The following is a 21083-nucleotide window of genomic DNA, read 5'->3' as shown; positions in this document are numbered from 1 at the left end:
AGCCCCGTGCCTACGGGCCTGCAGGCCCCCGCGGCGGCGGCACCGGGCCGGAGCCCGCCGCGCGGTCCAGCAGGCCGGTGCGCGCGGCAAGCGCAGCCGCCTCCAAGCGCGACCCCACCCCCAGCTTCATCAGCACTCGCTGCACATGCGTCCGCGCTGTGCTCGGCGCTATCCCCATGCCCGCCGCGATCAGGCGCGTGTCCTCCCCCTCTGCGACCCGGACGAGGACTTCGACCTCCCGCGGGGTGAGGAGCTGCAGCAGCCGCGCCCCTTCGTCGTCGGGCTGGGCCGCGGGGTTGAGCAGCTCCGCGAACGCGCCCTGGAGGAGCTGCGGATCGACCGCGGCCTCGCCCGCCCGCGCCTTCATCATGGCGCGCTCGACGCCCTCGATCCGTTCGTTGTGCCGCACGTAGCCGGACGCGCCGGCGGCGAAGGCCGCGGCGATGCCGAGCGGGCTCGGCACCGGGCCGAGCACGACGACGGCCACCTGCGGCCGGTCCCGCTTGATGCGGACGACGGGGTCGAAGACCCCCGGCTCGGCGGGTGTGGCGGTGCCCAGCAGGCACACTTCGGGTGCGCGGCTCACCACCAGATCGGCGGCGCCCGCGCTCGGCGCGGCCGCGGCCAGGACCCGGTGCCCGCGCAGCTTCAGGGCCGAGGCGAGCGCCTCGGCCAGCAGTCGGTGATCGTCGACCACCATGAGCCGCACGCCCATGCGCTTGCCCCCTGTCGCCCCGCGTACGTCTCTACGTCTCCTTGTCGACCCCTCGACCCCGGAAGCTACACGCTTGTTCGACGTTGCGCGCCCCTTACCGGTGAGAAGTCCCCCGGAATGCCGAAATCCCTGCCAATCACGTGTACTTCGCGACTGAAACGGATCGTTCAGGCGCGGCAGCGCGACGAGCAGGGATACGACTTCTCCGACGTCAATTGTGCTTGATCACGGCGCCAAGCGGTCGGAAACCGCTTGTACGGGCAGCGCCGTGATCACGTCGCGTCAACGCGGACGGTCAGCCTTCCGGGTCAGGATCAGCTCCCGCCGAACACCATCAGCGTGTACTGCTTCCCCAGATCGACCGTGGAGGCGCGGTGCGCGTACTTGGTGCCGAGGAAGAGCCGGCCCTGGGCCCACAGGCCCATCTGGAAGTCGGGCGACAGCTCCCGCTCCGGGCGGGACGTTTCGTCGGCGTTCTTCAGCAGCACGTCGGCCTTGTACGTCTTGGGGTCGATGCGCAGCACCTTGCCGCCGGCGTTGTAGGTCGGGATCTGGTACCCGATCGGGTAGCCGTCCTGGTCCACGCCGAGGGGCACCAGGGTGGAGCCGGGGGTGCCGTCCGTCTTGCCCTTGGTCTGGCCGGTGGCCAGGTCGAAGGCGACGATCTCGTTGACGCGGCCGGCCTGGTTGGCGTCTCCGGAGGCGTGGTCCGCGGTCGGCATGTAGAGCGTGTCCTTGGTGATGGACAGCTTGGTGCAGCCCTCGACCTCGGTGGACGGGCAGCGCGGCTCGTACTTGCCGTTGTCCGTGGAGATCTTGCTGCGCAGCTTGCCGTCCTTGGCGCTGTCGTCGACGACGAAGAAGTCGGACGCGCCGTTGCCCGTGCTGCCACCGGCGTTGACGGCGACGACGAGGGGATCGGTGGAGGCGATGTGCGGCCAGCTCAGGCCGGGCGGCATCTGGTACGAGGACTTCACGGCGCCCGACGCGGGGTCGAGCGTCTGGATCTTGACGATGCCGCGCTCGATGTCACCGCAGCGGCGCACGGCGACGAGCTTGCTGCCACCGCCGTAGCCGCCGTCGCGGCAGTCGTCGCCGTCGGCCTTCGGGGCCCACAGCTCCTTGCCCTCCGCCAGCGACCAGGCGGCTCCGCCGCTGAGGCCGCCCGCGGCGACCGTGCCGCCGCCGATGGTGACCTCGGAGAAGGTCACGTCGCGGTCGCCGGACTTGGCCGACTTCTGCCAGAGCTTGGTGCCCTTGTTGACGTCGAAGGCGATGACCTGGGTGCAGGGGCCGCCGTACTTCTTCTCCGCGCTGGGCTTGCCGTCGCTGACGAGGATGACGGCCTTGCCGTCGTCGGTGGCCTTGGGGTTCGCCCAGCAGATGGCGCCGTCGAGCGGGAGCTCCCACTTCTTGCCGCCGGACAGGCCGTAGCCGACGACCTTGTAGACGTCGCCCTTGGCGATCACCTGGTCGGTGGCCCACATGCCGTTCATGTTGACGAGGTCGTCGACCTTCTCCTGCTCGACGTTGAACAGGAGCTTGCCGTCGACGGTCTTGGGCTTGCCGCCACCGCCTCCGCCGCCGCCCTTGGTGCCGCCGTTGCCGCCGTTGCCACCGGTCTGGCCGTTGCTGGCGACGTTGGTCTCGTCCTTGTCGCCGCTGGTGGCGAACCAGATGCCGCCGCCGACGAGGACGAGGACGGCCGCCACGGAGCCGGCGATGATCGCCATGCGCTTCTTCTTGGCGGCGTCACCGCCGTTGCCGCCGGGCGCGCCGGGGTACTGGCCCGGGGCGCCGTACGGGCCGGGCTGCTGCGGGTAGGCGTTGTACTGCGGGTACCCCTGCGCCGGCTGCTGCTGGCCCGGGCCCGGGTAGCCGTAGCCGCCCTGGGGCGCGGTCTGCGGCGCGGCGGGCGGCGGCGGGGGCGGCGGCGTCTGCGGGTAGCCGTAGCCGGGCTGCCCCGACGGCGGCGGCCCGGGCGGGCCGAGGGGCGGGGCCGGCGGGCCCTGCGGGGGCGCCTGCGGCGGCTGCGGGGACTGCGGCGCCGGAGCGCTCACCGCGGGCTGAGCGGGCTGAGTGGGCGCGGGCTGCTGCGGCGGATAGCCGTACGAGGGGCTGGGTGCCCCGAAGCCCTGCGGCGGCTGGTTGGGCGGCTGGGGCGGGGGCGGTGTTGACATCAGCTTTCCTCGTTGCGGCGGGGCTGGCGGATGTTCTTTTTATCACCCGGTACTGACGGGGCACGGGTCGATACCGGCCCGTGACGAGACTGTTGCCCGTGCCGGACGGTTGTGCGGGGCCGTACGGGTTCGGGTGCGCCGGGCACCGCCGGGCTCCACCGTTGTGGTTGCGCGCCGTTGCGGCGGAAGCGAAGGGGCCGGGCCCCTTCGCCCCGGTCACAGGCCGAGGTTGCGCTCCCGCACCCTTGAACCGCCGGATGTGAAGGGGCAGGCTCCTTCACCGGGTGCAGGTCAAGGATGAGCTCGCATCCTTGAAGCCGCCGCGACGGCGGTCGACCACGACGGCGAGGGTCCGGCGGAATCCGGAAGCACCGGCACAGGCACGTGCCGCCCCGTCATCCGCCGGAACGGCTACGCGTCCTCCGCCAGTTCCAGCCAGCGCAGTTCCAGTTCGTCGCGCTCGCCCGCCAGCTCCCGCAGCTCCGCGTCCAGCTTGGCAACCGCCTCGAAGTCGGTCGCCTTTTCGGCGATCTGCGCGTGGAGCTTCGCCTCCTGCTCGCTGATGCGGTCCAGGCGGCGCTCGATCTTCTGCAGTTCCTTTTTCGCGGCGCGCGCGTCCGCGGCGGACTTCTGCGCCGGCGCGCCCGCCGCCGGGGCCGCGGCCGGAGCGGCGGCGGGCGCGGCAGCCTCGATCACGCGCTGCCGCCGCTCCAGGTACTCGTCCAGGCCGCGCGGCAGCATCCGCAGGGCCCGGTCGCCGAGCAGCGCGTACACCTTGTCGGTGGTGCGCTCGACGAAGTACCGGTCGTGGCTGATGACGATCATCGAGCCGGGCCAGCCGTCGAGGAGGTCCTCCAGCTGGGTGAGGGTCTCGATGTCGAGGTCGTTCGTCGGCTCGTCGAGGAAGAGGACGTTGGGCTCGTCCATCAGCAGGCGCAGGATCTGCAGCCGGCGGCGCTCACCGCCGGAGAGGTCGCCGACCGGCGTCCACTGCTTCTCCTTCGTGAAGCCGAACTTCTCGCACAGCTGTCCCGCGGTCATCTCGCGGCCCTTGCCGAGGTCGACGCGGTCGCGGACCTGCTGCACGGCCTCCAGCACCCGCTTGGCCGGGTCGAGTTCGCCGACCTCCTGCGAGAGGTAGGCCAGCTTGACGGTCTTGCCGACGACGACCTTGCCGCCCGCCGGCTGCTTCTCGCCCTCGGTGGCCGCCGCCTCCGCGAGCGCGCGCAGCAGCGAGGTCTTGCCCGCGCCGTTGACGCCGACGAGGCCGATGCGGTCGCCCGGGCCGAGCTGCCACGTCAGGTGCTTGATGAGCTCCTTGGGGCCCGCCTGGATGGAGACGTTCTCCAGGTCGAAGACCGTCTTGCCCAGGCGCGAGCTCGCGAACTTCATCAGCTCGGCGCTGTCGCGCGGCGGCGGCACGTCCGCGATCAGCTCGTTCGCGGCCTCGATGCGGAAGCGCGGCTTGCTCGTGCGGGCCGGGGCGCCGCGGCGCAGCCACGCGAGCTCCTTGCGCATCAGGTTCTGCCGCTTCGCCTCCTCGGTCGCGGCGATGCGCTCGCGCTCGGCGCGCGCGAAGACGTAGTCGCTGTAGCCGCCCTCGTACTCGTGGACGACGCCGCGCTGCACGTCCCACATGCGCGTGCACACCTGGTCCAGGAACCAGCGGTCGTGCGTGACGCAGACCAGCGCCGAGCGGCGCTGCTGCAGGTGGCTCGCGAGCCAGGAGATGCCCTCGACGTCGAGGTGGTTCGTGGGCTCGTCCAGGACGATCATGTCCTGGTCGGCGATGAGCAGCTTGGCGAGCGCGATGCGGCGGCGCTCGCCGCCGGACAGCGGGCCGATCACGGTGTCCAGGCCGTCCGCGAAGCCGGGCAGGTCGAGCCCGCCGAAGAGCCCCGTGAGCACGTCGCGGATCTTCGCGCTGCCCGCCCACTCGTGGTCGGCCAGGTCGCCGATCACCTCGTGCCGGATGGTGGCGGCCGGGTCGAGCGAGTCGTGCTGCGTGAGCACGCCGAGGTGCAGGCCGCCGGCGTGCGTGACGCGGCCCTTGTCCGCCTCCTCCAGCTTGGCGAGGATGCGGATCAGGGTGGTCTTGCCGTCACCGTTGCGGCCGACCACACCGATCCGGTCGCCCTCGTTCACGCCGAGGGAGATGCCGTCGAGCAGTGCACGGGTGCCGTACACCTTGTCGACGGCTTCCAGATTGACGAGGTTGGCTGCCATGCCGCTCCTTGCGTGGGGTTCCTGGGTTCCAGGATCCCATGCCTGCCGGAAAGCCCGGCGGGGGCGGGGTCAGCCGCGGGCCGCCTCCACCGGGCGGGACCGGAGCGCCCACCACGTGGGGACCAGTGTCGCCGCCAGCGTCAGGGCGAGCCCTGTGCCGATCACCGTGACGGCGATCTCCGGCGGCCCGGAGATCGCCCCCGCGCCGCCCAGCGCGTACCCGAACGGCACCAGCGTGCTGGCTGCCGCCACGCCGCCGAGGAGGAGGCCCACCACAGCCACCAGGCCGCCCTCCACCGTCATCATCCGCAGCACCTGCCCGCGCGTGGCCCCCGTGAGCCGCTGCAGCGCGAACTCCTTGCGGCGGTTGCCGACGGCGACCGCGGTCGTGTTGACGACGGACAGTGCCGTGTACGCGATGAGCATCCCGATGATCAGGTAGTTGACGGACGCCTGGGTGCGGCTGCCCTGCGCGTGCGCCGTCATCAGCGCGTCCCGGTCCGTGACCTTCAGCCCCGGGTGCCGCGCCGCGAACGCGGTGAGGTCGGCCGTCAGCCGGTCCCCTGCACCGGGCGCCGCCCGCACGAGGAGCTGTGCCGGAAGCCCGGCGGTGGTGTGCGGGGCGAGCAGCTCGGCGCTCGTCAGCGCCGTGTCGAACCCCTCGCGCCCCTCGAACAGCGCCACGACCCGTACGTCCGCCCGCTCCCCGTCGCCCAGGATCAGGGTGATCGTGTCCCCCACGGTGCGGTGCATGCGGTGCGCCACGGTCTCGGGGAGGGCGATCGCGTTGCCCCGCAGGGCGTCCAGGCGGCCCCCGGTCGCCCGGACGGCGAGGGTGCGGGCGACGCCCTCCGCGCTCACCCCCTGCAGGGGCAGGCCCTTCTTGTTCTCGTCGCCGTCGTGCGGCTTCTCGGTGTGCGCGACGCTGGTCACGTACGCGCTCGCGGCGGAGACGGACGGCAGGGCACGGACGCGGGCGAGGAGGGCCGGGTCCACACCGCCCGCGGCGGAGGTGAGGACGGCGTCGGCCCGCAGGTTGTCCGCGAAGGCCTTGTCGGCCATGGCGGCCGTCGTGGTCTGCAGGTAGAGGTTCCCCGTGGCGATGGCGCTGGCCAGCATGACCGGAGTGGCGATGGCGGCCAGCTTGGCCGTACGGGCACGGCAGTTGAGGGCGGCGAGGCGGCCGGCGGGACCGGTGAGGATCCGTACGGGCCAGTGGAGGAGAAGGGTGACGGCTTTGGCGAACCACGGGCCGAGGAGGGCGAGCGCGATCGCACAGCACATCACCGTGGGGCCTGCCGTGCTGGCGGCGACCGGGCCGCGCAGGACGAGCGCGGTGACGAGAGTGAGGGCGATCGTGCCGGCGAGGAACAGCAGCCCGGCGGCGATCCGCACGGGGTGCAGTCCGGGCGCCTGGACCGCCGCCTCGCCGAGCGCCTGGACGGGCTTGGCGCGGACCGCCCGCGCACTGCCGAGCAGGCCGCCGAGGACGGCGGTGAGGAGCAGCGCCCCGTAGGCGGGCAGGGCCGGGATCCAGCCCTGGGTGAAGACGACCGTGTCCGCGATCATGCCGCTGTCCACGAGGGTGTCGTAGAGGGCCCGGCCTGCGACGGGCCCGGCGAACCAGGCCGCGGCGCCTGCCAGCGCCATGACCATGAGGGTCTCGCCGAGCAGCATCCGGCGGAGCTGCGGGGTCGTCGTACCGATCGCCCGCAGGAGCGCCAGTTCGCGGCTGCGCTGCTGCGCGGAGAGGGCGACCGTCCCGGCGACGACGAACGCCGCGACGAGGACGACGAGGCCACCGACGACGCCGGAGAGCGCGACCAGGTCGTCGCCGCCCTGGAGCACCTCCGGGTGCTCTACGGCTCCCCGGTCGTCCCCGGAGAGGAGCGTGACGGGCGTCTGGTCGGCGAGGGCTTCGGTGATGCCCTTGCGGACGGCGTCCTGGTGTGCGCCGGGGGCGAGAGTGACGGCGATGTCGGCGACGGTGGCGGGGCGGCCGGAGAGGACCGTGGCGTCCGCCGCCGAGAAGAAGAGCGTCGCCTGCGGGACGTCGTGTGCGGTGGCGACACCGCTCACCCGGTAGGTGGCGGAGCCGCCGTGCGCGGCGATACGGACTCGGTCGCCGGTTCGTGCGCCTGCGCGGCGGGCGGTGGCCGCGTCGAGGACGACCTCGCCGCGGGCGGGCGCGTCACCGGTGGTGAGGGCGTACGGGGTGAGCGCGGCGGATTCCCATCCGTGAGCCTGGACGGTGACCGTTGCGGCGCTGCCCAGCACGGCGGCGTCGAACGTCCGCTCACCGGTGGCGGCCCGGACGCCCGGCACGGCGCGGACCTTGTCGACGAGATCGGCCGGAAGCTCCACCCGCTCGGGCAGCGTGGTCGCCTTCTTGTGCTTCTTGCTCGTCGCCACGGTGTGCGTACGGTCGCCGGTGACCAGCAGGTCGGCGCCCGCGAGGCGCTGCGGCGGCACGTTGTTCCGAATGCCGGTCTCCATCAGGCCACCGCAGGCCATGACGAGCGTCGCGCCGATGAACAGCGCGAGGAAGGTGGCGGCGAAGCCGCCGATTCTGTAGCGCAGCGAGCGCGCTGCGAGTTTGCCCATCACTGGGTTCACGCTAGGGACGCGGGGCGTCCCGCCCCATGGGAGCAGCGGGCCCTTTGGGGGTAGGGGTAGCCCTACCCGCCCGCCCGTGGAGAACCGGGTGGGCTGGGCGACGTGGTCCAGTGCCGGGTGCCGGGGGCTCCGGGGTGGGGGTCCGGGGCCGTATATTTACGGGCCCGTTGCCGCGGATGCCAAGGGTGCCCCGGTATTGGGCCCACAAATACACGTCAGCGCCCCGGACCCCCACCCCTGCGCCCCCGGCCCCCTCCCGCACGCTGTGGTGCTCCCCTCCGCACGCGGTGGTGCCGGCTCGCCCGGTTCTTCACATGCGGGTGGGGCAACCCCACCGCGCCGCGGCGGGTGCGTAGGCGATGAACGCCTCCCAGGCGGGGGCGCCTACGGCGAGTTGGGGGCCGTCCTTGCGTTTGGAGTCGCGTATTCGTATGGCTTGGGGGAGGCTGGCGACTTCAACGCATTGAGCGCCCTCTTCATCGCTGTAGCTGGACTTGGTCCAGCGGAGGGTGACTTCAACGCAGGCGGCGCCTTCATTGTCGCTGTAGCTGGACTTGAACCATATGGGCCCACTGCTCATAGTTCGTCTGCCACCTTCTTGATCAATCGCGCCGAGTCCGCGGCATTGAGGGCATGCATGCGGATTCCCGCATAGCGCTTCATGAGAGCGCTCACCCTCTCCGACTCCGTGTACAACATGCTGCTCCCCTGGGCCTCCTGATACCCGTAAAGCCTGTGATCGGGGTCCTCCAGCACAGTGAACCCGCCGCTGATCCCAGGGCACGCGCCTTGACCGAGAGGCAGCACCTGGATGGAAACATTGCGCAACTCGCCGACTTCCAAAAGGTGGTTGAGCTGCCCCTTCATCACCTCAGGACCGCCCACCATCCCGCGCAAGGCGGCCTCATGGATGACGAAGTTGAACAGCGTGGTCGACTTCTTCAGCAGGTCCTGACGATCCAGCCGGGCCACCACCCGCGCTTCAACAGTCTCGTCATCCACAGGTGGGCAGTGACTGGACATAAGGACGCGCGCGTACGCCTCGGTCTGCAGCAGGCCGGGGACGATCAGCACGTCGTACCAATGCAGGGCAATTGCCTCGGCCTCGATGGCCATATATTCGCGCACCCGGCTGACGAACTTATCCGGCTCCAAGTACTGGTGCGTCGACTCCAGCTTCCCGCCCGCGCCGAACATGCTGTCCGCCACCTGCAACAAGTGCTGGCTCGGCCTCCGGCGGCCCATTTCCATGGACCGGACGGCCTCCACCCCGTACCCCGCCTCCGCCGCGAGCTCCTCACGAGAGACGCCCGCGGCCTGGCGCCACAGCTTGATCTGGTTTCCGCACAGCCGCCAGGCCATCGGCGCGTCGGGTCGTGCTTCCATCCGGCATCCCGCCCTTCCTGCCTACCTCCGTCGGTAGCAACGGACGCTAGGGCGGGCAAGATGCAAACACGCCGGACTCGAAGAACTACTCCCCGAACGGGTGAACGGGGGAACTTACAGCCACTGCTGGCCAGAGCCCTGGTTGGGCACCTGTCCAGGAGTGGGCGGGGGCAGCTTGTTCAGCTTCGACCGCACCGTCATGTTCCAGATCAGCGTGAACGGCGTGAAGAGCGCCAGAGACAACGGGCTCCACCAGCCCTGCCACAGCGTCTTGCCCGTCATCTCACGCTCGACCGCGAGACCGCAGTTCCGGCAGAACGGCCCCTTCAGGTGCATGAAGGTCATCCAGAAGAGGACACCCCGGTGCTGGCGGATCGTCGCCTCGACGGCCGGGAACCCGCCGCACATGCGGCACGTGGGCCCCGCCGGCATCGGGCCGGGCGCAGGCGCATGGCCCGGCGCTACGTAGCCGTACGGGTTCTGCCCTTGGCCGTGCGGGGCCTGCCCCTGGCCGTACGGGTTCTGCTGCTGGCCGTACGGGTTCTGCTGCTGATAGGGCGGCGGTGGAGTCGCCATGGTGAAACCCCCGATTCAGGCGCCCCCTCGGGGCGCGGAATCGCAGAGCCTAACCGACAGTGATCGTCGCCCCGGGCACCGGGCCCGACGCCACCCGGACCGTCCGGCACGTGCCGGACTCCCGCAGCGCCTCCGCGACCTTCTCCGCCTGCGCCTCGTCGCTCACCAGGAACGCCGTCGTCGGGCCGGAACCCGACACCATCGCCGCCAGCGCGCCCGCCTCCGTGCCAGCCGTCAGAGTCTCCGCCAGTGACGGCCGCAGCGAGACCGCCGCCGCCTGCAGGTCGTTACTCACCGCACCCGCCAGCGCCACCGCGTCCCCCGCCCGCAGCGCCTCCATCAGCTCGGGCGACGGATCCGGCGCAGGCACGAACGAATCGCCCCGCAGGCGGTCACACTCCCCGTACACCGCCGGGGTCGACAATCCACCATCCGCAACCGCAAACACCCAGTGGAAGGAGCCGCCCGTCTCGACCGGCGTCAGGAGCTCGCCCCTCCCCCGGCCCAGAGCCGCGCCACCCACCAGGCTGAACGGCACGTCGCTGCCCAGCTCGGCGCAGATCTCCAGCAGCTCCTCGCGCGAGGCGCCCGTGCCCCACAGTGCGTCGCACGCGACCAGCGCCGCCGCGCCGTCCGCGCTGCCGCCCGCCATGCCGCCCGCGACGGGGATGTCCTTCTCGATGTGAATGTGGACATTCGCCTCGCGCCCATGCCGCGCAGCCAGCGCCGCTGCTGCCCGCGCCGCGAGGTTCGACGGATCCAGCGGCACCTTGTCCGCGTCCGGACCCGAGCACGTCACCCGCAGCTCGTCCGCGGGCGTCACCGTCACCACGTCGTACAGGCCGACCGCCAGGAACACGTTGGCCAGGTCGTGGAAACCATCGGGCCGCAGCGGGCCCACCGCGAGCTGGACGTTGACCTTGGCGGGGACGCGAACGGTCACGGACACGGAGCGGGCTCCTCGGGGTGCGGATGATAGCGGGCACCCCGATCGTACGGCCGAGCTGTAGCGAGATCGGAGTCGACCATGTCCCCGAGGCACGGGTTTCCGGTAGCGTGAGGGGCACGTAGGCCCCCGCCCAAGGGCCGGAAACCGTAATGGGCGGGAGCTGGAAGCCGCAGGGTTATCGACCTGAGCCTCCGTAGTCGGGGCTCAGGTCACCCCTTGAACCACCTCCCCAGCTTCCCCGCGATCCGGACCAGAAGGTCCTCGGCGCGCTGCCGGAGTGATGGCTTCGACTTCCCGTGACGCCCCATCGGCGCCTCCCCTCAGATCAACCGCCGAGATTCCCGGTCGACGGTTTTTCTTCGGTTCGGGCCGGGCCCCGAGGGGACGGGACCCGGAGACGATCCATGAGGGGAGGCGCCTTGATGGGAGGCGCACCGTGGCGCGCCGTGGAAGACGTTACTGACACAGCTCGGACCAGGGATCCGCTGCTCATCAACGTGAGCGGCGTTCAGCCACTTGTGCGCGCCGTGGCGCGCCCGTGGCCCATACTGCCCGCCCGCCGCTACACCGCCGGCTTGTTCTCCGCGATCGCCGCGAACTCGTGCACCGTCAGCGCCTCGCCCCGCGCCTGCGGCGAGATCCCGGCCGCGACCAGCGCCGTCTCCGCCGCCGCAGCGGACCCGGCCCAGCCGGCCAGCGCGGCCCGCAGCGTCTTCCGGCGCTGGGCGAACGCCGCGTCCACGACCGCAAAGACCTCTTCCTTGGTCGCGGTCGTCTCGATCGGCTTGTCGCGGCGGACCAGCGACACCAAGCCCGAGTCGACGTTCGGCGCCGGCCAGAAGACGTTCCGGCCGATCGCACCCGCCCGCTTGACCTCCGCGTACCAGTTGGCCTTCACGGACGGCACGCCGTAGACCTTGTTGCCGGGCCGGGCGGCGAGCCGGTCGGCGACCTCGGCCTGGACCATGACGAGCGTGCGCTCGATGCTGGGGAAGCGGTCCAGCATGTGCAGCAGCACCGGCACGGCGACGTTGTACGGAAGGTTGGCCACAAGAGCGGTGGGGTCCGGCCCCGGAAGCTCCTGCACGTGCATCGCGTCGCTGTGGACGAGCGAGAAACGGTCCGCCCGCTCCGGCATCCGCGCGGCGATCGTCGACGGCAGGGCCGCTGCCAGCACGTCGTCGATCTCGACGGCGACGACCCGGTCGGCGGCCTCCAGCAGGGCGAGGGTCAGCGACCCCAGGCCGGGGCCGACCTCGACGACGACGTCGTCGGGCCGGACCTCGGCGGTGCGGACGATGCGCCGGACCGTGTTCGCGTCGATCACGAAGTTCTGGCCGCGCTGCTTCGTGGGACGCACCCCGAGGGCTGCGGCCAGCTCGCGGATGTCGGCGGGGCCGAGCAGGGAGCCGGACTCGTCTGTGCTGGGGCTGGGGCTGGAGCTCACCCGTGAAGTTTACGGCCGCACACGGGCCACGGGCTCGCCCCCCGGCTGACGTACAGCTTCTTGGCCCGCAGGGTCTGCTCGGAGGCGGGCGCGTCCTGCGGCCGGCCGCTGCCTCCGAGGGACCTCCAGGTGTGGACGTCGAACTGGTAGAGGCCGCCGTACGTGCCGGAGGGGTCGACGGCGTCGGGGCGGCCGCCGGCCTCGCACTGGGCGAGCCCGTCCCAGTTCAGGCCGTCCCCGCCGACGCTCTGGACGGAGACGGGACGGGGCTTGGTGCCGACGCGGACGATCTGGGTGCGGGGCTCCCGCACGGTCTCGGACGCGACGCGGCGCGGCTTCTGCTTGACGCCGTTGACGGTGCGCAGGGCGTACGTGATGCGTTCCACGCCCTTCTCGCCGCGCTGGGAGACGACCTCGGTGCCTTTGAAGAGGTCCGGGTCGTCGTGGCGCTCGGTGGTGAAGTCGATGGGCTCCTCGCGGACCTCCTCGCTGCCGGTGATCCGCATGACGGAGATCGTCTGGCCTTCGCGGGGGAAGCTGTCGGGGTCGACGGAGGTGGTGTCCTCGCCGTGGAGGGAGATGCCGGCCTGTTCAACGGCTTCGTGGACGGTGGCGGCGTTGGTGCGGATGGTGCGCTCGCGGCCGTCGGCCATGAAGGTGACGGTGCGCTCCGTACGGATGGCGAGGTCGAGGCCTTCGCGGCTGATGGGGGCGGACCGATCGGTCGACAGGTAGGCGCCTTCGGCGCGCACGCCGAGCTGCCGCAGGGCGCCGTCGACGGTGCGGGCGGTGGTCCACATGCGGTGGTGCTCGCCGTCGAGGGTGAGGGCGAGGGGGCGGCCGTAGCGGACGGTGATCTCGTCGCCGCGGGCGAGGCCGTGGCCGGGGCCGGGCGAGACGTCGTCGTGCTCGCCGAGGTCCATGCCCTGGTCGGCGAGGAGCTCGTCGACGTCGTCGGCGAAGGTGTGCAGGACGCGCTCACGGCCGTCGACGGTGAGGCGGACGGTCTTGTCGTCGGCGACGAACGCGGAGGTGCCGCCGGCGAGGAAGGCGACGACGAGGGCCTGCGGGAGGAGCTTGCGCAGGGCGTCGGGGCGGTCGCCGGGGCGCTTGCGTCCGCGGCGGCCGGGGGCGGGGCGGGCCGCGGCGGGGGGCGCCTCCGCGACCGCCTCGTCAGCCCTGGCAGTCCCGGCAGCCCCGGATCCGCCGACTGCGACCACCCCGCTCGGGGCAACCTCGCCGGCGGCAACCCCGCTCGCGACGACCTCGCCCGTGACGGTCTGCCCCGTCTCGTACGCCTCCCTGGTGAGCGGCTGGCGCGGCAGGTGCGGGGCGTCGTACGGAGCGGGCGCCTCGGGGTCGGCCGCCGCCTCGCGCGGCTCGGGCAGGAACGGGTCGTACGGGGCGTAGGGGCCGGAGCCGGGCCCCGCCGGGGCCGGGACCGGTTCGTGTGCCGGGACCGGTTCGTATATCGGGTACGGCCCGACCGGGGCGACGTAGGCGGCGTACAGGTCGTAGCGGCTGTCCCCGTAGTGACCGGTGAAGTACGGGTCGTGCGGGTCGTACGGATCGTGTGCGGCGTACGCGTCGTGCGCCGCGTACGGGCTGGACAGGCTGCTGGACGGACTGGAGGTGTCGAACGGGTCGTACGGCGGTGCTTCCGCCGCACCGCTGCGTGCGGCGCGGGGGCTGCCCTGTGCATGACGAGTCACGTGACGCTCCCCTGGGTCGGGCTTCGGCCCGGGACTGTAGCGGAGGGGAAGTCACTCTCCAAAGTCGGATCATCACACGGTGTCGCGGGGCGCGGGAGTGCGGAGGGGGCGCACGGCGGACTCCGGCCACCGACCGGGCTGCCGCCCGGCAGCCGCCCGGCAGCCGGATTCAGTCCGGATTCAGTAGCCGAAAGCCCGCGCCGTGTTCGCCGCGACGGCCTCGGCGAGCGCGTCCTCGTGGATCTCCTTGTAGCCCGCCATGGCGCGCAACGTGACCGGAATGAGGTACGGCGCGTTGGGCCGTCCGCGATAGGGGGCGGGGGTCAGGAAGGGCGCGTCGGTCTCGACGAGGATCAGGTCGAGGGGGGCGACGGCGAGGGCGTCGCGCAGCGGCTGGGCGTTCTTGAAGGTGACGTTGCCGGCGAACGACATGTAGTAGCCGTTGTCGGCGCAGACCTTCGCCATCGCGGCGTCGCCGGAGTAGCAGTGGAAGACGACCGCGTCGGGCGCGCCCTCCTCGTCGAGGACGCGCAGGACGTCGGCGTGGGCCTCGCGGTCGTGGATGACCAGGGCCTTGCCGTGGCGCTTGGCGATGTCGATGTGGCGGCGGAAGGAGTACTCCTGCGCCTCCATGCCCTCCGGGCCGGTGCGGAAGAAGTCCAGGCCGGTCTCGCCGACGCCCTTGACCTGCGGGAGTGCGGCCAGGCTGTCGATCTCGGCGAGCGCGGCGTCGAGGGCCTCCCGGCCGCCGCCGGGGCGGGCGCCCTGGCGCGACCAGCCGTCCGGGTCGCCGTGGACGATGCGGGGCGCTTCGTTGGGGTGCAGGGCCACCGCGGCCCAGACGGCCTCGTGCGCGGCAGCCGTCTCCGCCGCCCAGCGGGATCCGGCCACGTCGCACCCCACCTGGACGACCGTCGTCACGCCGACGGACGCGGCCTTGGCCAGGGCCTCGGCGACAGGGGTGTCACCCTGCATGTCCAAGTGGGTGTGCGAGTCGGCAACGGGAACGCCGAGCGGGGCCGGGAGCGGCGGTGGGGCGTCCTTGTCGGTCTTGCCGCTGCCGGTCCTGCCACTGCCGTTCGATGCGTTCGATGTTGTTGCCGCCATGCGAGCGATTCTAGGCAGCGCCCGTGACCGTCACGTGACCGTCAGCGGTGGTGCTCGCGGTACGCCCGGACCGGGTGGAGGAGGTCCGAGAGGTGCCAGTGGTGTTCCTGCCCGGCCTCCTCGGGGTGCTCGGCCTTCTCGGCGCGCTCGGCACGCGGGAGCCGGTGCCAGGGCTCGGGGCCGCCGGCGTGGAGCGGGCCCGCGGGGGCCTGCTGGGTGGCCGGGACCTCGTGGGCGGGGCGGTGCAGGACGTCCGCGATCAGCGAGACGCGGCCGGACCGCATGATGCGCACGACGTGCTCGCCGCAGTTCACGCAGGTGGGGCGGGTCAGCGGGGACGGCACGCGCTCGCCGTCCGCGTAGTAGATGACGAAGGGCCGACCCTCGGCGTCCGTGTGGTGCTTGATCTCGTACGACTGCTCCCAGCCGTGGCCGCACCGCATGCAGGCGAACGAGTACGACTCGTGTGCCGTCTCCGTCTCCAGCACGGTCGGAGGTGCGGCGGCGGCGAATGTGCTGCGCTCGGGGACCGGCTGCGCGCCGGCTATCGAGTGGACACCGTTCGAGGTTCCTGCGATCTCGCTCATGGCAGCTCCTCTTGTCCTGAGGACAAGTCTCTCCGGGACCGGACGTCCCACATCCAGGGAACGCCCATCCCGGCGATGGCGCAGCAGCCTATCCCCCGAATTGGGGCAAACTTGGCGTCGACCTGCCCAAAGTCCCAGGCTGCCAGGCCTAAGCTTTGCTTTTCAGATTATCCCTTTACTCTCCGATGGGCCCTGTTATGGCGCATTCTTTGCTGCCACGACGGCATCGAAGACCTCGCGCTTGGGTAGGCCTGCTTCCGCAGCCACGGCCGCGATGGCCTCCTTGCGGCGCTCGCCGGCCTCCTCGCGCGCCCTCACACGGCGCACGAGCTCCTCGGCGTCCAGATCCTCGGGGCCGGGCTCGGGGGCGCCCTCCACGACGATCGTGATCTCGCCGCGCACGCCCTCGGCCGCCCAGGCCGCGAGGTCCTTCAGCGGGCCCCGCTTGACCTCCTCGTAGGTCTTCGTCAGCTCGCGGCAGACCGCGGCGCGGCGGTCCGCCCCGAAGGCCTCCGCCATCGCGGCGAGGGTGTCGTCCAGGCGGTGCGGGGCCTCGAAGTAGACGAGCGTGCGGCGCTCGGCGGCCACGTCGCGGAGGCGGGCGAGGCGCTCGCCGGCCTTGCGGGGCAGGAAGCCCTCGAAGCAGAAGCGGTCCACGGGCAGGCCGCTCACGGCCAGCGCCGTCAGCACGGCGGACGGGCCCGGCACGGCCGTCACCTTGATGTCCCGCTCCACCGCGGCGGCGACCAGGCGGTAGCCCGGGTCGGAGACGGAGGGCATGCCGGCGTCGGTGACCAGCAGGACGCGGGCGCCGTTCGTGAGCGCCTCCACCAGTTCGGGGGTGCGGGCCGACTCGTTCCCCTCGAAGTACGACACGACCCGGCCGGTCGTGTGCACGCCCAGCGCCTGGGTCAGCCTGCGCAGCCGGCGCGTGTCCTCCGCGGCGATCACCTCGGCGGCGGCGAGCTCGGCGGCGAGGCGGGGCGGGGCGTCTTCGACGTCCCCGATGGGAGTACCAGCAAGTACGAGCGTTCCAGTCACGCGTCCATCCTCCCAGGCGCGGGGCGCCTCGCGGCGGGCGCGGCACCGCGGGGCACCTCCGGTGGGGGTTGCGCGCCGTCGCGGCGGGCTTTTCCTGCCTGCCGGCAAGAGGGCATGCCCAGCCACAGGGCGCCGGGTAAAGCCCGCGCCGGCCTCCTTGCCCGCGGCAAGCGGGTGCCCCCTTCCTTGCCGCAGGCAAGAAAAAGCCGCCGCAACGGCGACCAGCCACCACAGCGGCACCCGGCGATGCCGGACAAGCCCCCGCATCGGCCGGCACGGCACCGCCGGACACCCCGGCAGGGACTGCGCACCATCGCGGCGGGAGATCGCCGCCCGGCTCACCGCGTGCCCCCCGGGCCGCGGAGGCGGACCCTGGGAAGGGCCGGGGGCGGTACGTAGAGAGGTGGGGTCGTCATGCCCAAGGTTTCCAGGGACAGCGCCGCGCAGATCAGCACGCGCGGACCCGTCGTCGACCGGCACGAGGACGTGGACGGGTACACCGTCGACTTCGTGACCTTCACCGAGGACGTCGACGGCGCCGCCCTCTTCCGGGGCCTCCCCGGCGGCGCCTGCAGCTGCCCGCACTGGGGCTACGTCCTCAAGGGCCGCCTGGCCTACCGGTTCCCGGACGACGGGGACCGTGAGGAGGTCTTCGAGGAGGGGGACGCGTTCTACCTGCCCCGCGGGCACGTGCCCTTCGCCGCCGCGGGGAGCGAGGTCGTCCAGTTCAGCCCCACGGCGGAGCTCCGCGTCGTGGAAGCGGCGATGCAGGCGAACATGCCCGGGCGGTGATCCGCCGAGTCACAGGCCGGTTCCCTACGATGGCGCGGTGACCAGTGACACCGCGACGCACGCCTCGCAAGGCCGGACGGCAGCCGAGCAACCGCCACCGTGGCAGCTCAGACTCCGCCGTTTCGGCTACGCGGCCAAGCCGCAGCCGGACGTGCGGGAGCGGCTCGTCCCCCCGTTCCCGGAGCCGGGGACGCGCGTGTGGTCACTGCTGGGCGTGCGGGCGGAGGCCGCACAGCGGCTCGCCCGCTGGTCGGGCTGGACGGGCCCGCTGCTCGTCACCCTCTTCGCCGGTCTCCTCCGCTTCTGGCACCTGGGCAGCCCCAAGGCCGTCATATTCGACGAGACGTACTACGCCAAGGACGCGTGGGCGCTGTGGAAGTACGGCTACGAGGCGAAGTGGCCGGACGACATCAACGACAAGGTCATCGGGGGCTGGTCCGACGTCCCGGACCTCCCGGGCTACGTGGTGCACCCGCCGGTCGGCAAGTGGGTCATCGGCCTCGGCGAGTGGCTCTTCGGGCTGAACCCCGTCGGCTGGCGCTTCATGGTGGCGCTGCTGGGCACCCTGAGCGTCCTGATGCTGTGCCGCATCGGCCGCCGTCTCTTCCGCTCCACGTTCCTCGGCTGCCTCGCGGGCGCCCTGATGGCCGTGGACGGCCTGCACTTCGTCATGAGCCGCACGTCGCTGCTCGACTCGGTGCTGATGTTCTTCGTGCTGGCCGCGTTCGGCTGCGTCCTGGCCGACCGGGACCGGGCGCGGGCCCGGCTGGCCGCCGCGCTGCCGGTCGGCGCGGACGGCGTGGCGCGCCCCGACGACGCCGTCGGCGACGGCCTGCGCCTGGGCCTGCGCCCGTGGCGGATCGCGGCGGGCGTGTTCCTGGGCCTGGCTTGTGCCACGAAGTGGAACGGCGTGGTGTTCCTGGCCGCGTTCGGCCTGATGATCGTCCTGTGGGACGCGGCGGCCCGGCGGACGGCGGGCGCGCGCCGCCCGTACGTCGCGGCGCTGCGCCGCGACGTGCCGTGGGCGTTCCTGTCGACGGTGCCGGTGGCGGTCGCGGTCTATCTGGCGTCGTGGACCGGCTGGTTCGCGAACAGCGGCACGTACAGCGAGAAGAACGGCTGGCAGCACAGCGGCTACTACCGGCACTGGGCCGAGAACGACGGCGGCTACGGCACGGACGGCTTCCTCGCCGGGGTCCTCAACCCGCTGCGCAGCCTGTGGAAGTACGAGCAGGAGGTGTGGGACTTCAACACCACGCTCTCCTCGCCGCACACGTACCAGTCCAACCCGTGGAGCTGGCTCGTCCAGGCGCGCCCGGTCTCGTACTTCTACGAGTCGCCGAAGCCGGGCGAGGACGGCTGCCCGGTGGACGCGGCGGACAAGTGCGCGCGCGAGGTGCTCGCGCTGGGCACTCCGCTGCTGTGGTGGGCGGCGTCCTTCGCGCTGGCGTACCTGCTCTACCGGTGGGCGCTGCGGCGCGACTGGCGGGCGGGCGCGGTGCTGTGCGGGGTCGCGGCCGGTTATCTGCCGTGGTTCCTGTGGCAGGAGCGCACCATCTTCGTCTTCTACGCGGTGGTGTTCCTGCCGTTCCTGTGCCTGGCGCTGGCCATGATGATCGGCGCGGTCCTGGGGCCGCCGGGGTCCTCGGAGCGGCGGCGGGTGGCGGGCGCGGTCGGCGCGGGCACGCTGGTGCTGCTGATCGCGTGGAACTTCATCTACTTCTGGCCGATCTACACCGGGCATGCGATCCCCATAGAGGCGTGGCGGAACCGCATGTGGTTCGACTCCTGGATCTGAGTCGATCTGACGAAAGCTCAATAACCTTGAGGGATGGGTTCAATAACCCTGAAGGATCGGTTCCGGCCATAGCCCCCTTGCGCGCCCCGGCCTTCCCGTACAGTGCCCACACAGAGGTTTTAATCGGATGATTAAACCGGTTGGGGCGGGGAGGCCCGGACCGGGCCTGGAGGGGGAACACACACATGCACAAGGGCGCGAAGATCGCGATCGGCGTCGTGGCGGCGGCGGTCGTGGGGGCGGCCGGCCTCGGCGCGTACAACCTGGTGGACGCCGTGGCGGGTGACGGCTCGACAGGCGCGCACGGGGAACCCGCCCCGCTGAGAACCGGGCCGCCGACGGCGGGCGAGATCAAGAAGACCGCGCACGACTTCCTCGCCGCCTGGGAATCCGGCGACACGGCCAAGGCCGCCGGCCTCACCGACAACTCCGGCGCCGCGAGCGCCGCCCTCAGCGGCTACCGCGAGGCCGCCCACGTGGAGAAGGTGTCCCTCAAGCCGGGCACGCCCCAGGGCGCCAAGGTGCCGTTCTCCGTGAGCGCCGAGGTCTCCTACGGATCGCAGCGCTCGACCTGGACGTACGACTCCTCGCTCGACGTCGTCCGCGGCCGCAGCACCGGCGCCGCGCTCGTCGACTGGCAGCCCGCCGTCGTCCACCCGCAGCTCGGGCGCGGCGAGACCCTGCGGACCACGGCGGGGGCGCCGCCCCAGGTCGACGCGCTCGACCGCAACGGCGCGAAGCTCGACGCCAAGGACTACCCCTCGCTCGCCTCCGTCCTGCCGCAGCTGCGCAAGCGGTTCGGGGAGAAGGCGGGCGGCGCGCCGGGGGTGGAGGTGCAGGCCGTGCCGGAGGGTGCGGCCGGGGGCGCCGCCGACGGGGCCGGCGCCGCCGCCCCCAAGACGCTGCACGTCGTCTCCAAGGGCAAGCCCGCCCAGCTGAAGACCACGCTCGACGCCGGGGTCCAGCGGGCGGCCGAGGCGGCCGTGAACCTCCGCGACGACGCGTCCGTCGTCGCCCTCAAGGCCAGTACGGGTGAGATCCTCGCCGTCGCCAACTCCAAGAAGACCGAGTTCAACACCGCGCTCATGGGGCAGACCGCGCCCGGCTCCACCATGAAGATCATCACGTCGGCGATGCTCCTGGAAGCCGGCAAGGCCTCCCCCGGCAAGCCGCTGCCGTGCCCGAAGTACGCCACGTACGGGATGCGCTTCCACAACGTGGAGGAGAGCGAGAACCCCGGCGCGACCTTCGCCCAGGACTTCGCCGCCTCCTGCAACACCGCCTTCATCTCGCTGGCCGGGCAGGTCGGTGACGGCGCGCTCGCCGCGGAGGCGCGGGACGTCTTCGGGCTCGGCCTGGAGTGGAAGACCGGCGTCGCGACGTTCGACGGCAGCGTGCCCGCCGAGTCCGGGGCGGGCAAGGCGGCGGCGATGATCGGGCAGGGCAAGGTGCAGATGTCCGCGCTCAACGTCGCCTCCATGGCCGCGACGGTACGGGCCGGCTCCTTCCACCAGCCCTACGTCGTCGACCCGTCGCTCGACGGCCGGGAGCTCACGCGGGCGCCGAGGGCCCTGCCGGGCGGGGTCGCCGAACAGCTGCGGGGGATGATGCACCTCACCGCCACGGCGGGCACGGGCGCCCGGGCGATGTCCGGGCTCGGGCCCGACACCGGCGCGAAGACCGGCTCCGCGGAGGTCGACGGCCAGCCCAAGCCGAACGGCTGGTTCACCGCGTACCGCGGCGACGTCGCCGCGGCGGCGGTCGTCCCTCAGGGCGGCCACGGCGGCGACTCGGCGGGCCCGATCGTGGCGTCGGTCCTGCGGGCGTCTTGACGACGCCGGCCCGCGCGGGCCTGGTCGGCGCAGCCCATACGACGCCAGGCCGGTTCGGCACCGCCGGGGCGCGCCGCGGGGGCTGATCGCCGGGGCGGCGGGGGGTGGTTGCCGGGCCC

The 21083-nt window shown here is 72.3% G+C and carries 16 protein-coding genes; 3 read left to right on the top strand and 13 right to left on the bottom strand.

Features of this window, described 5'->3' with window-relative positions; all coding sequences use genetic code 11:
- Nucleotides 1-10 precede the first annotated feature (10 nt).
- From ACOTKD_RS29605 to rsmI, 13 genes are all read right to left on the bottom strand, one after another.
- Nucleotides 11-715: a helix-turn-helix transcriptional regulator gene (locus ACOTKD_RS29605; protein WP_424892053.1), complete on the bottom strand. Its 705-nt coding sequence runs from the start codon at nucleotides 713-715 to the stop codon at nucleotides 11-13.
- Nucleotides 716-1029: 314 nt separating this feature from the next.
- Nucleotides 1030-2895, bottom strand: a complete 1866-nt coding sequence (locus ACOTKD_RS29600; protein ID WP_424892052.1) for a hypothetical protein — start codon at nucleotides 2893-2895, stop codon at nucleotides 1030-1032.
- Between the two features lie 411 nt (nucleotides 2896-3306).
- Entirely contained in the window at nucleotides 3307-5121 is a 1815-nt protein-coding gene (locus ACOTKD_RS29595) for an ABC-F family ATP-binding cassette domain-containing protein (RefSeq protein WP_424892051.1), read from the bottom strand.
- A 69-nt stretch (nucleotides 5122-5190) separates the two neighbouring features.
- Complete coding sequence (locus tag ACOTKD_RS29590) at nucleotides 5191-7725, bottom strand: FtsX-like permease family protein (protein ID WP_424892050.1); 2535 nt, start codon at nucleotides 7723-7725, stop codon at nucleotides 5191-5193.
- A 322-nt stretch (nucleotides 7726-8047) separates the two neighbouring features.
- On the bottom strand, nucleotides 8048-8317 hold the full coding sequence (locus ACOTKD_RS29585) for a DUF397 domain-containing protein (protein WP_424892049.1): 270 nt from the start codon (nucleotides 8315-8317) through the stop codon (nucleotides 8048-8050).
- Nucleotides 8314-9123: a helix-turn-helix domain-containing protein gene (locus ACOTKD_RS29580; RefSeq protein WP_424892048.1), complete on the bottom strand. Its 810-nt coding sequence runs from the start codon at nucleotides 9121-9123 to the stop codon at nucleotides 8314-8316. The genes ACOTKD_RS29585 and ACOTKD_RS29580 overlap by 4 nt, the downstream gene beginning before the upstream one ends.
- A gap of 114 nt (nucleotides 9124-9237) precedes the next feature.
- Nucleotides 9238-9699 carry a hypothetical protein gene (locus ACOTKD_RS29575; protein ID WP_424892047.1) on the bottom strand — a complete coding sequence of 154 codons (462 nt, stop codon included), beginning with the start codon at nucleotides 9697-9699 and terminating at the stop codon, nucleotides 9238-9240.
- Nucleotides 9700-9748: 49 nt separating this feature from the next.
- Complete coding sequence (locus ACOTKD_RS29570; protein WP_424892046.1) at nucleotides 9749-10648, bottom strand: 4-(cytidine 5'-diphospho)-2-C-methyl-D-erythritol kinase; 900 nt, start codon at nucleotides 10646-10648, stop codon at nucleotides 9749-9751.
- A 562-nt stretch (nucleotides 10649-11210) separates the two neighbouring features.
- Entirely contained in the window at nucleotides 11211-12095 is an 885-nt protein-coding gene (rsmA, locus tag ACOTKD_RS29565) for a 16S rRNA (adenine(1518)-N(6)/adenine(1519)-N(6))-dimethyltransferase RsmA (protein WP_424892045.1), read from the bottom strand.
- Nucleotides 12092-13606 carry a ubiquitin-like domain-containing protein gene (locus ACOTKD_RS29560; RefSeq protein WP_424892158.1) on the bottom strand — a complete coding sequence of 505 codons (1515 nt, stop codon included), beginning with the start codon at nucleotides 13604-13606 and terminating at the stop codon, nucleotides 12092-12094. The genes rsmA and ACOTKD_RS29560 overlap by 4 nt, the downstream gene beginning before the upstream one ends.
- A 381-nt stretch (nucleotides 13607-13987) precedes the next feature.
- Nucleotides 13988-14914, bottom strand: a complete 927-nt coding sequence (locus ACOTKD_RS29555; protein ID WP_424892044.1) for a TatD family hydrolase — start codon at nucleotides 14912-14914, stop codon at nucleotides 13988-13990.
- A 41-nt stretch (nucleotides 14915-14955) separates the two neighbouring features.
- Complete coding sequence (locus ACOTKD_RS29550; protein WP_424892043.1) at nucleotides 14956-15501, bottom strand: hypothetical protein; 546 nt, start codon at nucleotides 15499-15501, stop codon at nucleotides 14956-14958.
- A gap of 195 nt (nucleotides 15502-15696) precedes the next feature.
- On the bottom strand, nucleotides 15697-16542 hold the full coding sequence (gene rsmI / locus ACOTKD_RS29545) for a 16S rRNA (cytidine(1402)-2'-O)-methyltransferase (protein WP_424892042.1): 846 nt from the start codon (nucleotides 16540-16542) through the stop codon (nucleotides 15697-15699).
- A 414-nt stretch (nucleotides 16543-16956) separates the two neighbouring features.
- Between rsmI and ACOTKD_RS29540 the strand changes: the two genes are divergently transcribed.
- From ACOTKD_RS29540 to ACOTKD_RS29530, 3 genes are all read left to right on the top strand, one after another.
- Nucleotides 16957-17334, top strand: a complete 378-nt coding sequence (locus ACOTKD_RS29540) for a cupin domain-containing protein (RefSeq protein WP_424892041.1) — start codon at nucleotides 16957-16959, stop codon at nucleotides 17332-17334.
- A gap of 37 nt (nucleotides 17335-17371) precedes the next feature.
- Entirely contained in the window at nucleotides 17372-19132 is a 1761-nt protein-coding gene (locus tag ACOTKD_RS29535; protein WP_424892040.1) for a dolichyl-phosphate-mannose--protein mannosyltransferase, read from the top strand.
- Between the two features lie 185 nt (nucleotides 19133-19317).
- Nucleotides 19318-20964 (top strand): penicillin-binding transpeptidase domain-containing protein, encoded by a 1647-nt coding sequence (locus ACOTKD_RS29530; RefSeq protein WP_424892039.1) that lies wholly within the window; start codon nucleotides 19318-19320, stop codon nucleotides 20962-20964.
- Nucleotides 20965-21083 lie beyond the last annotated feature (119 nt).

This window comes from Streptomyces sp. XH2, from assembly GCF_049725035.1.
Taxonomy (GTDB): domain Bacteria; phylum Actinomycetota; class Actinomycetes; order Streptomycetales; family Streptomycetaceae; genus Streptomyces; species Streptomyces roseoverticillatus.
This window is presented reverse-complemented; position numbering and strand designations above follow the sequence as displayed.